We start from the raw sequence: 13519 nt of genomic DNA on the forward strand, positions 1-13519 counted from the left end.
CTTGCTTTCCGCGGGGAGGAAGTCGAGCTTCCTCGGCTGCGCCTGCGGGATCTCGACCTTTCCTCCTTTTCCGCAGGAGCTATTCCTGTGGGGAAAGTATGGACCTATTGCACAAAAAAAGATCCTCCTTTATGATGCAGGTGCGAAGCCACACACAAAAAGGAGGATCTTTAACATGCATGATAATCGAAATGAACGCATTAATCAAATTTCTGAGGACACATTGGTGATTGGCGTCGACATCGCCAAGTGTGTACATTATGCCTGCGCAGTGGATGAACGAGGTAGGGAGGTCAAGAAAAGCTTCTCATTCCGTCAGTCCAGACAAGGCTTTGAAACCTTTTACGCTACCATCCTAAAGGTGATGGAATCTCATCAAAAGAAGAATGTAGTCGTTGGATTTGAACCTACCGGTCATTACTGGATGAATTTATCCTCGTACCTTACGGATCGGGGCATTCGCTTTGTTCTCGTCAACCCTCTCCATGTGAAGCAAACCAAAGAATTGGATGACAACCTACAGAGTAAAAACGATCCGAAAGACGCTCGTGTCATTGCCAAGATGATACCGCAAGGCTATTACAGTATTCCTCGTGACATGACTCCTATTGAAGCAGAGTTGCGTCATGGTTCGGCATTTAGGGCTCGTCTGAAAAAACAAGGAGCGTCGACTCAAAACCGGATCAAGCGATGGATTGATCTATACTTCCCTGAGTTTATTTCGGTTTATAAGTCCATTGGAATGAACGCCTCCACTGTTCTTTCTTCTTATCCTCTTCCGGAAGACCTTGTGAGAGAAGATCCTGAGAAGCTCTTGGAGAACCTCAAGAACCTGGGAGGTAAGCATTTCTCGGTTAAAAACCTTACTAAGCTTCTTGATGTCGCGGCCACATCTATTGGCTATCAGGAGAGTCCTGAAATGGCACGGGCAGAAATCCAAATTCTATTGACACAGATGAAGCTGCTTGAAGAACAACTGGTAAGCATAGAAAAGCAGTTAGTGACGTTGGCGAAACAGATGACAGATTTCGATCTGTTCCTTTCGGTCCCTGGTATTGGAGAAAACACCGTAGTAGAGATCCTTTCAGAAATAGGAGCCTTTTCACACTATAAGAGTCCACGCCAAATCCTAAAATTAGCGGGTCTTACGTTAGTCACCAATTCCTCGGGAAAAAAAGAAGGGAACAAGCGATTGTCTAAACGCGGGCGGAAACGGCTACGCTCCTTGATATATAAGGCGATTTTCCCGATTTTACACGCCATACCAGCGTTTCGGTCCCTGTACGATTACTATAGTGAACATCGCGAACACCCCGTCGCTAAGAAAGAAGCGTTGTTAATCCTATGTCGGAAATTGATTCAAGTCCTTCATGGTTTAAGCAAAAGGGGCGAAACATTCAATGAAGAGCGTATGGTAGCTGATATCTCCTTCTTTGGTAATCAAGAAGCTGCGTAACATCTACGCTCGCTTAATTAAAACAACCTAGACACTGAGAAGCCGGCACACACAAGACTTTCGACGATCATCTTAGATCAGTCCATGCAGGAGCATAAGCTGGCCTCTGCGTTAAGGCGAGACCCAACGAAGGAATGTGAGCACATAGATGCCAGGAGATATGGGAGGGTGAGTCCCCTTAACAAGCAGAGATCAAAGGTGCCCATAAGAATTAAAAAGGGGGGATTTATCCAATCTCCTGACGCAACGCGTAGGCTCGATCCCCTTTATTTTGAATAAATGATAAATGAAGGAATGAAGAAAATCCGAAAGGATATTCAAAAAAATTTTTCACCTAAGAAAAGTGTTGGGAACACCCGTCATAATAACTTTTTCCGAGGGAGTCAAGCGCCTTCCGCTCCAATCCACTCTGCGTTTTCTATTAAGGATAGTAACGGTGGGACACTCCGAACCATCCCTCCTTTACAAACCATTCACAAAAAATGAGAATAATAGATGGGCACATCACCCATTTTATGAACCATCTTGAAATCCATCACCACGACCTCAACACCATCCATCTTGAAACCAACCCAATAACTGAATCGTAAATAAGGAAAAGCATCCAGCGAAAGGAGCACCCACGTGAAAAAGATCATCCGATTCCTCACCTTCAACGGCGTCTTCTTCATCCCGGCCATTATCCTGAGTGTTATGCTCTGGAGCGGATACAATGACTCTATCTCAGATGGGAAACTCAAAACGGACGACATCGATCGGCTCTACACATTTGATGGAGGAAACCGTGTCATTGGCATTACATTTGACCATGTACCAATGACACAAATGACTGCCAGTATGTACGATACGAAAACCAAGCAAAAACTCCGGTCCTGGACATCCGGAAGCTACTCTTTTGATGAAATGTCGGCGACAATTCAAGGAAAACAGCTTCTGCTCGCATCCAAAAGCCCTGCAGAAGATCTTGAGATCTACAATTATTTTCCCGATGATGACCGAAAGGAACTGGTCAAAAAAAGACTCACCATCCCTTCTTTCCTGAACTCGAATACATATCAGTGGAATGGTCGAATGATTTTCTCTGGAGGAAGCGAAGGGACCGCTCTCATACTCGGGGAACTGAAAGATGGAAGATTCCTTCTTCACAATCTGAATGAGGAAGACCTCCCGGCAAGACCCACCAGGATGGAACCTGTCATGAATACCTTTAACGGCCAGACCCGCATCCCGATCTTTGAAGTCACGCTTAAAAATGATCAAAAGGCCTTTGTCAGCGCCATATCAGACGACAAAGATCACCTCAGTGTCTACGTTGCCGACGAAGAGGACCAGTTCCCCATCATGGGAGATGCGGTCGAGAAGCAAATGCAGCGCGACATCGGCCGGGAGCAGGAGATGGCCGTGGATGTAGAATGGGAATACCCCAACAGGGCCCGACTGGTGAAGGCTGACGGGGAACTCGGAAAAGTCGTACCGACACCAGAGCCGGTTTATCAAACAAAGGTGTACCAGCTGAACGACGAGGAAGTGCTGATTGCAGGATCCACCGAAGAGGACGATGCGAAAGGAAAACTGACCGGGTTCATATACAACCACAACACAGGCAAAGCCGCCTCTGTAGACCCCATTTTCAACTCGTTATCCTTTAAGTACCTTGAAGACAGCGGGCTTTCGTTCCATAAAAACCTGGAGAGTACCTCCCTTTACTATGCATACAACAACCGATCCACAGGTGTATACAATATGGATTCTAAGATAATGAACGAATGGACGGCGGCAGATATTGTTGCTATGGAAAACGCCGATCCTTCCCATGAAAAATCGTTCAATTCCTTCAAAGGCTATATACTCGAAGGAGGGGCACTCGTGCTGAACTGGGTGATCTGGATTGTCATCCCGCTTCTGCTTCTTGCTGTCGTGTTCATTCTTCCTCCTATTTTCAGGATCATCAGAAGGAAGAAGCTTTCAGAAGGTGAAACAATGACTGCCGAGATCATAGAAATAGAGGAGACGGGCAGCTATCTGAACGAGCAGCCGGTTGTGAGAATCCAGCTCAGATTCATACATGAAGGGGAGCGGATCGAGAAGACGGTCAAAACCGTCGTTTCCTATGTTCAGATGCCACGTCCGGGACAGCAGATCCTGATCCACTATCACCAGAAAAAACAAAAGGTGACGCCGCTTAAAGAAGGGGATGAGATCAGGAAGACCCAACCGGAAATGATCAACGGGGCCGTGTTGCAAAAAGTGGAGTCCTACGGGATGGTCGGACGGGGACATGTCGTCCTGCTCACATTTGAAGACAATCGGGAAAGCTATCCCATCCCTACCGTCCAAGCTCCCGGATTTGCGTTTAAAGAGGGAGAAAAAGCCGATTTGATGCGAATCAACGGGCAACTGAAGATGGTCGCTTACGGTGACGAAATCATGAACCGATCCGGAAAAGACGTCACCGTCACGGGGACCGTCCTCCGTGCCCAGACGTTCCCGATCGCCCTGCATGATCAGACCCCGGTCCTCCTGGATCTGACGATATCCTCCAGTGGAAAATCCGTTCAAAGGACCGTGAGTCAGTTCATCCCGAGTCATATTACGGTCGAACCTGGCACCACCATCCAGATTCAAACCAAACAAGAAGACCTGGATAAAGAGCTTGCCCTCGCAAACGAAAAACAAGGAAGCGCCACGATCACCAGTGTGTCCTTTATCGGCGTGGTAGGAAACCTTCCTCTCGCCACCATTCACGCTGATCGAAACGGCATACAGTATGAAATCAAGCAGACGATCGACCCGATCACGGGTGTCATGCCAGGCGATGAATGCTGGATTGCCTATAACGAAAGGACGCATCAAGCACTCATCATCAAATACGCGTCCATATAAAAAAAAGCGTTCCTCTTCTGGAGGAGCGCTTTTCACCTTTATGCACGTGTTTCAAACTTGCGGAGGACCCTGTCATAGATAAAATTCCCGAACGGGATGAAGGCGACCAACACTCCTGCCACGGACCATTTCAGATGCCAGCGCACTTTGAACGTCACGTAAGCGAGGATCAACAGATAGATCACGAACAAACCACCATGAAGTGAGCCGACAATCGTGACGGCCATGGGGATATCCGCCATATATTTAAGCGGCATGGCGATCAAAAGCAGAATCAAAAGCGACATTCCTTCAACAAAACCGGCCTGACGAAGCCGACCGATACTCGTTGTATGTTGCATACTCAAACCTCCCTGAGCTAAAGCTTGTTTTCCTCCTTCTAATATAAACGAAAGAAGTGAGGTACATGCCTGAATCGGTCAAAGATTCGAAATTTGTTCATGATTAAGGAATGAAATCCCTTGTCCTGATCGAAGCAGAAAAAAATCGGGAACAACCCGCGACTCCTGGTAGAGCGACCAAAACAATCCGCAAGCCTGTCAAATATTCAACATGGGTCCTTTGTAAGAGAGTAGGACAATCCCAAAACGTGTTATAATAGAGGTACACAACATATATGGGGGCAGCGGCTCACCCACTCCTGATTTCATTCGGAAGGGGGTGATACGCTTATGATAGCAATAGGTGATGTGCTTCATCTGATGATTGCGTTTGGTTCGCTTATTGTGGCGATTATCGCGGTTACCGAAAAAAAGAAGTAACCATCGTCCCCATGGCCTTGAGGAAAATCAATGATTACTTCACTTTCGATTGACTCTTGTGAGCCGCTGCATTCATGCAGGTTATGTTGTGAAGGAGTCCCGATGGCAGTCGGGGCTCCTTGTTTTATTTTGGTTTCGTACTTCTATTATATACGCTAAGCCTGGATTTAGTAAAGAAATTACACAACATCAGCCGAATGAGACAAGCTTTTTCGCTTCATTTCTTCCCTCTTTTGTCACCGTGCATCCACGAGCCCCTTTATGGATGGTGATCCAGCCCCGCTCCTTGAGCTCTTGAATGATTGATTTCACTTTGGATTCTCCGATCGACATGCCCTTTTGCCTGAGCTGGTCGACCATTTTTCTCCGTCCTATTCCATATGTATGATAAATCGTGAGCAGCACCTGCTCTTCTTCGGAAAGGGCAGATGATGAAAATCCCCGGCCCTCTGCCTCCCTGATCAAATATGGAGGGAGATCAGGAAGCTCAATTCGTTCACCAGGGGGTCTGATATTGATGACGTACTCCACTACATTAGTCAGCTCCCGGATATTTCCCGGCCAGGGGTGCTGAACAAGGAACTGAAGGGCTTCCTCTGTAAACACCTCGTGCAGATGATAATGTTCTTCCTCTGAATAAACATTCAGATAGCTCAGCAATAATGAGGTGATGTCTTCCCTCCTCTGCCTCAAAGAGTGTGTCTGCAGGGGAAGGACGTTCAAGCGGTAATAAAGATCCTCCCGAAAACTCCCCTCCGCCACTCTTTCCTCCAGATTGATATTCGTGGCCGCAATGACCCGGACGTCGATCGGTACAAGTTCTGTTCCTCCGACTCTCCTCACGACCCCTTCCTGAAGGACGCGAAGCAGTTTCACTTGGAGGGACAGCGGCGCATCCCCGATCTCGTCCATGAAGATGGTCCCCCCATGGGCTTCCTCGAACAGCCCATGTTTCCCTCCTTTTTTCGCACCAGTGTAGGCCCCTTCTACATAACCGAATAGCTCGCTCTCGAGTATCGACGGGGAAAGGGCAGCGAAATTCACCGGCACAAACGCCTGCCCCGCCCGTCCCGAACCGTTATGGATCGCTTGGGCCAGCAGCTCCTTCCCTGTCCCGCTTTCTCCCTGAATCAGGATGGTGGAGTTGCTTTTGGCCATACGCTTCGCCATGTCGATCATCCGAGTGACCTCAGGATTCTTCGATGACAGTTCGTCGAATACGTGTCGCGGAATGAACCTGTGATGCTGGATCTTAGACCTGAGGGCCGTATCTAGGCGCCTGAAGCTATCATAATTCCGACATTCCACCAAATAGCAGATGACTCCCTCCTGATTTTCAACCCGGTCGACGGAGACAATGAACAAATTGCCGCCGATCTCGACGATTTCTTCCTCCCCCAGCTGATCAAGAGGCGTTTCTTCACCCATCAAGTCCGAAATCTTCTCCCCGTCGAAGATCCACTTCATTTTTTCGTTGGCGTAGGTAATGTTTCCATGCGGATCACAGAACATCAGGGCTTTGGAGTATTTATCAAAGATCGTCGTCAGCAACAGGTTGGAGCGGTCCAGCTTACGGTTGAGGGTGGAAAGGTAGCGCGTGAGATGCACAATCTCACTGACGAACTCTGAAGAAGCCAAGGCTCCTGCGTCTTCCAGGATCTCAAGCTGGGCCATGACCTCCGTAATGGTGGTGATATCCACTTGCCGATGACCGATGTTGATGACCTGCTTGACCCCTTCAGGAACAAGATGAGGTTCACCTGGTGTAATGGAGACATCGCAAGGTCGGTATTCCTTGATCCCCGGGTAATACGGATGGAAGTTGAACGAGTGGAATCCCTGGCTCTTCAGTTGTGCGATCGATTCGATGCAGCTTTCCTCTGTATCATTCACAAGAAGGATATCAGTCGTCTCCTGAAGGGAAAAGACGGGTTCAATGAACTCATAGCTCATGGTCCTCCTTGCCACGATGAGCTTTTGTCCGGAAGAAAGGTTGTTTGATATCATCCTGCCGACCAGGTCGCTTGTCACCAGGATGAGGGGACAGGACCGGTCTGGCTCCATCCCTTTCTCCAGTGCAAACCCCTTTACCTGTACCCGATCGCCCAGGTAGCGGTTCAACTGTTCCATCATGCTGTTCAATGTATTCTTCCCAAGGGAGACCACCGCTAATTCCTTCATCCATTACACTCCTTCTTTACTCAAACACACCACGCTTCACCACGTCATACCCTTCTACAAATACCTCACCATTTATAAAGACGTCGCGTACGGCCAACGCATCATCAAGGAGGATGAAGTCAGCAGCTCCTCCCTCCACGAGCATCCCCCGCCCATGCTCAAGTCCAAGTCCTTTTGCAGGGTTGGCGGTGAAAGGCTTGATGGCCTCCTCCAATGAGAGTCCTTCTTCAACAACGAGCTCCTGAAGGGCAGTCAGATTCGGTTCGACTCCAGCCACTTTCAGTCCGATCAGCTGACCGTTTTCATCAAAGGTCGGCAGGCTCCCATTCGCATCGGAGCTGACAGTGATCGCATCGATTGAAACGCCTTTATCGAGAAGGTAGGTGACGCCCTGTGCAGGCGAAAGACTCCCAGCTGCCGTCTTTGTCTGGATATTCGACGTCAGGTCGATCAGCCCGCCCCGACCTGCAAATTCAACTGACGCATCGAGCAGCTCGCTTGTACGGTTGATATGGGTCGGACTGAACAAGGAAATCGGTAAATCCGTCGACTCCAGTACGTCGTAAATCTGTTGGTACCGTCCTTTTCCCGAACCCATATGAAGGTGGATGAATCCTTTTTTCTTGGACAGCATCGATGCCACCCGGACATAGGAGGCGAGTCGTCTCAGTTCCTCGGTGGTCACGTAGGAAGCGCGGTGGTCTTCGATGGCCAGCTTCAACCCAAGTACTTCACTGAAGAACATGATGTCTTCCCGGATATCACCGGTGATCGAGTTCGGCGGATAGCCGTAGCCCCCCGTCAGCATGAAGGCGTTCATTCCCTCTTCCCGAAGTGACTTCACTTTGGACAGCAGACTTTTCGTGCTCCTACCCACGTCGTTGGTCCCCAACAGCCCCACCACGGATGTGATACCGTTCTTCACAAGGGAACTGAGTCGGACCTCCGGCGTGCTGGATGAAAATCCGCCTTCGCCTCCCCCTCCGGTCAGATGGACATGCCTGTCAACCAATCCTGGGATCATATGCATCCCGTTTGCTTCAATCACAGTATGATCAGTGGAGCCGAGGCTCAGGTCCGTTCCGATCTCGATGATCTTACCGCCCCCGACCAATACATCCCGGACTCCGGCGAATTGTGGTGTATATACGTTTGCTTGTTTAATCAATTTTAACATGAGTGATTTCCTTTCTGTCGTTGAACTTTAGATCGCTGATTTCTTAGGGTCTTCCAATGTCACAGGCTCGGTCTTTGCAATTCCAAACCCCGTATATCCATAGATGATGGCGAACACAAAGCCCATGTAACACATCACTGCCCAAGGAAGATAGTCGAGAACGGGTACGCCGAGCGTACTGGACATGTAGACGCCTGCCAGTGACCACGGGACGATTGGAACAATGACCGTTCCGGAATCCTCCAATGTACGGGATAGGTTCTTGGCATCCAGTCCCCTCTCCGCATAGACTTTACGGAACAGCTCACCAGGAATGAGGATGGACAGATAGGAGCTCCCGGTTGTCACCGCCATCGTGATACACGAGAGGACGGTAGCGAGGATGAGACTGCCAGTGGACTTCGCCTTTTGATTAATTTTCTCGAGAACCACCTCCAATGATCCTGTTTTACTCAGGATTCCGGCGAACGAGAAGGCACAGAAGGCAATCAGCGTCGTGCCCATCATGGAGCTCATGCCCCCTCGATTCAGGAGGTTGGCCACTTCGGGTGAAATCCCTTCCGATCCCGTAAGCATGTCGACATTGAACCCTGAAACGGATGAGAGCAGGGCGTTTTCAAGGCTTGCTCCCTGAATCCCCACCCCCAGGATGATGGCGACAATCGAGGATCCAAGCATGATCGGTATGGTCGGGTATTTCATGATCGAGCCAAGCAGGACGATGAGGACGGGAATGACCAAAAGGATATTCCACCCAAACATGGACGTGAGGGCCGACATCATAGCCTCCAGCTTGGCCGGGTCTCCGGCACCTTCTGTCATGGCAGATTTACCGACGAACAGATAGATCACCATTCCCACCAATGCAGCCGGGATGGTCGTGTACAGCATATGACGGATATGATCATACAGATTGCTCCCTGCGGCAGCAGGAGCGAGATTCGTCGTATCAGAAAGTGGGGAGATCTTGTCCCCGAAGTATCCACCTGCCACAATGGCCCCTGCTGTAACCGGGAGGGACACTCCCTGCACCATGGCAATCCCGATGACCGCCACTCCGATGGTCCCTACCGATCCCCAGGATGTACCGGTAAAGGTCGAGACCACGGCCGTTACCAGGAAGGCCGTGATGATCAGGTAATCAGGATTGATGAAACGGATACCGTAGTAGATCATCATCGGGATCGTCCCTGAAATCATCCATGTGCCGATCAGGATTCCGACCGTGATCAGAATGAGGATCGCCGGCATGGATTTAGCCACTTTCTCCACAATCCCCTCCTGCATCTCCTCCCACGATAGCCCTAAAGCAAGGCCGATCAAGCCGGCAATGATGGTGGCTGTTATCAACAATGGCTCTGCTTTCAAATGGAATACCCCGTATCCGACACCCAAAAGCACGAGCATAGAGACAATTGGCAGCAGTGCAAGTAACAAACCTGGTTTCTTCGTCATCTTTCATTCCCCCTCTTCTTTATTCTTTTCACAAGCAAGAACCGTGCCAACTTCACTTTTTACTGATTTATCTGAATTATCAAGAAAAACGGATACAATACACACACTTCAAACGGAGTCGAAACGGGATGAATGGGATGATTGAACACCCATTTATGTTGTACTGCATGATTCTGAACATAAAAAAAACGTTCCGAGCACCCTCAGAACGTTTCCATTTCCTTTATTCATTTACATTAACTCCACGCCAAGGACCTCAATGAGCGAAGGTAAAAACAGGTACAATGATCAGGACCCATCCTGACACCTCATCATCCTATCCATCGTACCCTATAGGTTCAAAAAAGGCCTGGCACATCTCAAATCTCAATTCAATGCCTCTCTCAGCGGTTCCTCCAACGGTCCGGCAAGCGTTCTGGAGAACAAAGTCGAGATATGGTGATAATCGCGGTATACATACACATTCCCGACCACAGGAGGGCAAGATCCATCCTGACAGAAAGAATCTGAAAGATCAGCGAACGTTACATTGGAAGGTTTTTCTTCGAGACTCTCCCATGGGGCTTTAGGGGAAAGGACGTCAGAGCGTTGGGCACTGCATCCCTCTATTCCATTCTTCTCCACACAGGCGACCGGGTCACCTTCCATGGCAGGGTTATCACGTACGGCAAAGATGTCCGTCACCCCCTCAAGCTTTTTCCACTGATCCAGATAGCCCTGAGGGACCGTATCCCCACTGCCGACATTCGCCGTCGTGAACACAAGGTCCGGTGGATCTTTTTTGATCATCTTCACCACCGATCTGTTCCAGTCCATGCAGGAGCTGTTCAATGCCCCGTCAAAATCATCAGCGGAGAATCGGCAGGCATCTTTATTGTAAATGTCGATCTGGAGGTGAAGTTCATCTGCCAGCTCCTCCAGTGCAGGGAACCAATGGCCGGAGTGTGAGCCTCCTACAAGGGCAATCGTATGTTCCGGATTCTTCGTTTCCCCCATGGAACACCTCGTCACCCGGTCATCCTCCATGTTGGAGAAGCAGTCAGCCTGGTCGTAAAAGGCGGGCAAATCTTCTTTCACGACCGTAGGTGACGGAGCGGGGGCTTTCCCTTTTGCAGGAGCGATGCCTTCCGATACCGCCCTCGCTCCCGGATAATCCGCGATGGCATACGTTTCTTCCCCTTTTTGATGAACGTAGTAGCCCCAAGCCGTATTAGAACCCATTACAGTAAAGAGAAAGAGCGCCAGCGTGAAGATGAGTTTCTTCTTCGATGTCCGGACGCTCATCTTGCGGACGGGCTTCTCCATCATCCTGACCGAAATATATGCCAGGATGGCAGCAGAGATCATAATGGCGAGACCCGGGATGAAGGTCATATTATTGGCACCCGTTTTGGCATAATAAAAAATCAACAGTGGCCAATGCCATAGATAAAAACCGTAGGAAATCGACCCGAACGCCTGAAACGGTTTGGATCCCAGGAGCTTTTCCACTCCGAAGCGGCTTCCATTCTCTGCTGCGATGATGATCATGATGACACCGCCTGTGGGAAGAAGCGCTGCATATCCCGGGAATACCGTCGATACCGGAAGCAGGATCCCCGTCAAGCAGATGATGGAGAGACCGATCCAACCGAAAACAAATCCCATGGCTTTCGTGAAACGCAGATACGGAAGCAGAAGGGCGAGAATTCCACCAAGGCTGAACTCCCATGCCCTGGCGAACGTATCAAAGTATGCCCAAGGCTGTTCCACGGCCGTCCGGTAGATCGAGTACGCCATGGATAGCGTGAACAAGACAAGAAGGACCCCGAGGAGCGTTTTCCTTTGAGGCTTCTTCCACACTTTCCGGGCAAGCCAAAAGGAAAACAGGATCACAAACGGCCATGTGAGGTAAAACTGCCCCTGAATGGAGAGAGCCCAGAAGTGCTGCAACGGGCTTGCCTGATTCGTCTGTCCGAGATAGTCCACGGCACTGGTCGCGAGATACCAGTTCTGAGTATAGGTGCCTGAAGCGACGACCTCTCCAATGATCTGTTTCCACTGACTTTCCGGAACAAGCAGGATTGATCCCACCACCACAAACAGGAGGACCGTGAAAGCAAGCGGGAATAATCGCCGCGCCAGACCGAGCCAATACTCTGCAAACTGGATCCTCCCCTCACGTTCCATCTTGGACACAAGTGAGGTGGTGATCAGATATCCAGAGACGATGAAAAATACATCCACCCCTCCGGAGACCGCTCCAATCCATATGTGATAGACTGCCACCAACAAGGCGGCAACCGTCCGAACCCCCTCTAATTCCGGGCGGAACTTTTTCTCGGGTACTCGTAAATCCATCTTCCCCACTCCCTGAAGTCATGTTGCTTCGATCATAGATCATGTGTGTAAAGAGAAGGTATGGAGAGTGTTAGATCTTTGTAAAGGATCTCTCTCCCCTACCGGTTTTATCTGCAAAGCATCCTCGCTTTTATTTTGTACTGCTCGTTCCACACCCTCCGTGGTAAACTTTAACAAAGGAGGAGATGGGATGATTAAGATGATCAAGCAGACCGACGAGGATACGTTTTATTGGGAGATCTGGGAGGAGGAAGAAGACCAGGAACTCTTGGAGCACTTCGGTATCGTGGGAGATCAGGGTGAGTCCCGGCGTTTTGTACTACCAACTGGAGAAGATGCGGAAGTATGGATGGAAGAAATCGCAGAGGAGAAAGAATCAGAAGGCTATGAATACCTCGACGAAGAAGAACTGCATGAGCTGGTGGTCCAATACAGCTATGAAGAAGACCAGATCGAGGAAGCCCTCGAACGGAGACATGCCGTGGAGGAATTGATGAACGAGTGCCTCGGATGGACGGGGAACGGTCACTGTGACGGAGGGGACATCGGGAGCGGAACAACCAATATCTTCACCTATGTGGTCCATGTAGAGCGAGCCGTCAAGTCGATCCTCGAGGATCTTCAGGAAAACGACTTGATGGAGGGCGTCAAGCTGGCATACGCCAACCAGGATAACGAAGAGTATGAAGCCCTCTATCCAAAAGGAGCTCAATTCGAACTCATCTGAAAAACAGAGCCCTATCCCCTGAAGCTTCTTCAGGGGGAGGAACGAAAATCACCAATATGCAGCAACCGTCATCAGGATCGTCACGAGAACTATTCCGAAGGTTGCAGCCATGAAAGGTGTGACAGGAAGGGATAGGCCCTTGACATTCCTGTCTGCCGATGCGGAGCTCGATATGTATCGCCGCTGAACGGTTTCCGTATTCAGTACCGGCCTGGCAAGAAACGGAGCTACCACCGCCGGAAGCACCAAAAAGAAACTGGAGATGAACATCGTGTTGAGGAGCTGGAAGTGATACGTGTAGTTAATCGCCACCACTACACTCAAAAGCAGGAAGAAGATCAGGCCCGACATCAAGGTGAACTGGCCCTTATACCCCCACCTCCCGTCCAGCTTTTTGTAAAACCAGGATTCAAACTTCACCCATCCCTTCGAGAGCAAGAAGATCAGGACTATGAGAAGTAATACATTCAGCACTCCAATCCACAGCAATTGGAACCCCTCCTTTTTTTACCATTATACCAAATAAACCCAATTAATGG

At 49.6% G+C, this 13519-nt stretch carries 10 protein-coding genes; 4 read left to right on the plus strand and 6 right to left on the minus strand.

Annotated features, from left to right (window positions below):
* Nucleotides 1-175: 175 nt before the first annotated feature.
* On the plus strand, nucleotides 176-1456 hold the full coding sequence (locus D5E69_RS19970; RefSeq protein WP_159129661.1) for an IS110 family RNA-guided transposase: 1281 nt from the start codon (nucleotides 176-178) through the stop codon (nucleotides 1454-1456).
* Nucleotides 1457-2080: 624 nt separating this feature from the next.
* Nucleotides 2081-4339, plus strand: coding sequence for a hypothetical protein (locus tag D5E69_RS19975; protein ID WP_159130112.1), 2259 nt, complete (start codon nucleotides 2081-2083; stop codon nucleotides 4337-4339).
* Nucleotides 4340-4377: 38 nt separating this feature from the next.
* On the opposite strand, the gene D5E69_RS19980 is transcribed toward D5E69_RS19975, so the two are convergent.
* Nucleotides 4378-4680 (minus strand): DUF3817 domain-containing protein, encoded by a 303-nt coding sequence (locus D5E69_RS19980; RefSeq protein ID WP_048006498.1) that lies wholly within the window; start codon nucleotides 4678-4680, stop codon nucleotides 4378-4380.
* Between the two features lie 360 nt (nucleotides 4681-5040).
* Here D5E69_RS19980 and D5E69_RS23720 point away from each other — a divergent pair, with 360 nt between their 5' ends.
* Nucleotides 5041-5100 carry a putative holin-like toxin gene (locus D5E69_RS23720; protein ID WP_231578717.1) on the plus strand — a complete coding sequence of 20 codons (60 nt, stop codon included), beginning with the start codon at nucleotides 5041-5043 and terminating at the stop codon, nucleotides 5098-5100.
* 189 nt (nucleotides 5101-5289) lie between these two features.
* Here the strand turns inward: D5E69_RS23720 and D5E69_RS19985 are convergent, their stop codons facing one another.
* From D5E69_RS19985 to D5E69_RS20000, 4 genes are all read right to left on the minus strand, one after another.
* The gene (locus D5E69_RS19985) at nucleotides 5290-7281 is read right to left on the minus strand and encodes a sigma 54-interacting transcriptional regulator (protein WP_159130113.1); all 1992 of its coding nucleotides are present in this window, start codon (nucleotides 7279-7281) and stop codon (nucleotides 5290-5292) included.
* A 16-nt stretch (nucleotides 7282-7297) separates the two neighbouring features.
* Nucleotides 7298-8458, minus strand: coding sequence for a beta-aspartyl-peptidase (gene iadA / locus D5E69_RS19990; RefSeq protein ID WP_063190704.1), 1161 nt, complete (start codon nucleotides 8456-8458; stop codon nucleotides 7298-7300).
* A 27-nt stretch (nucleotides 8459-8485) separates the two neighbouring features.
* Nucleotides 8486-9913 carry a Na+/H+ antiporter NhaC gene (gene nhaC, locus D5E69_RS19995; protein ID WP_159130114.1) on the minus strand — a complete coding sequence of 476 codons (1428 nt, stop codon included), beginning with the start codon at nucleotides 9911-9913 and terminating at the stop codon, nucleotides 8486-8488.
* A gap of 366 nt (nucleotides 9914-10279) precedes the next feature.
* A complete protein-coding gene (locus D5E69_RS20000) occupies nucleotides 10280-12253 on the minus strand; it encodes an acyltransferase family protein (RefSeq protein ID WP_159130115.1) in 1974 nt (657 codons plus the stop codon).
* 190 nt (nucleotides 12254-12443) lie between these two features.
* Between D5E69_RS20000 and D5E69_RS20005 the strand changes: the two genes are divergently transcribed.
* Entirely contained in the window at nucleotides 12444-12980 is a 537-nt protein-coding gene (locus D5E69_RS20005) for a hypothetical protein (RefSeq protein WP_159130116.1), read from the plus strand.
* A gap of 48 nt (nucleotides 12981-13028) precedes the next feature.
* On the opposite strand, the gene D5E69_RS20010 is transcribed toward D5E69_RS20005, so the two are convergent.
* Entirely contained in the window at nucleotides 13029-13469 is a 441-nt protein-coding gene (locus D5E69_RS20010; protein WP_159130117.1) for a hypothetical protein, read from the minus strand.
* Nucleotides 13470-13519: the final 50 nt, after the last annotated feature.

This window comes from Rossellomorea marisflavi (genome assembly GCF_009806575.1).
Classification (GTDB): Bacteria; Bacillota; Bacilli; order Bacillales; family Bacillaceae_B; genus Rossellomorea; species Rossellomorea marisflavi_A.

Bases quoted from the DNA above. Each gene is read 5' to 3' on its own strand.
- D5E69_RS20005 (WP_159130116.1), top strand. From the start codon at position 12,444: ATGATTAAGATGATCAAGCAGACCGACGAGGATACGTTTTATTGGGAG.
- D5E69_RS20000 (WP_159130115.1), bottom strand. From the start codon at position 12,253: ATGGATTTACGAGTACCCGAGAAAAAGTTCCGCCCGGAATTAGAGGGG.
- D5E69_RS19985 (WP_159130113.1), bottom strand. From the start codon at position 7,281: ATGAAGGAATTAGCGGTGGTCTCCCTTGGGAAGAATACATTGAACAGC.
- iadA (WP_063190704.1), bottom strand. From the start codon at position 8,458: ATGTTAAAATTGATTAAACAAGCAAACGTATATACACCACAATTCGCC.
- D5E69_RS19980 (WP_048006498.1), bottom strand. From the start codon at position 4,680: ATGCAACATACAACGAGTATCGGTCGGCTTCGTCAGGCCGGTTTTGTT.
- D5E69_RS19970 (WP_159129661.1), top strand. From the start codon at position 176: ATGCATGATAATCGAAATGAACGCATTAATCAAATTTCTGAGGACACA.
- nhaC (WP_159130114.1), bottom strand. From the start codon at position 9,913: ATGACGAAGAAACCAGGTTTGTTACTTGCACTGCTGCCAATTGTCTCT.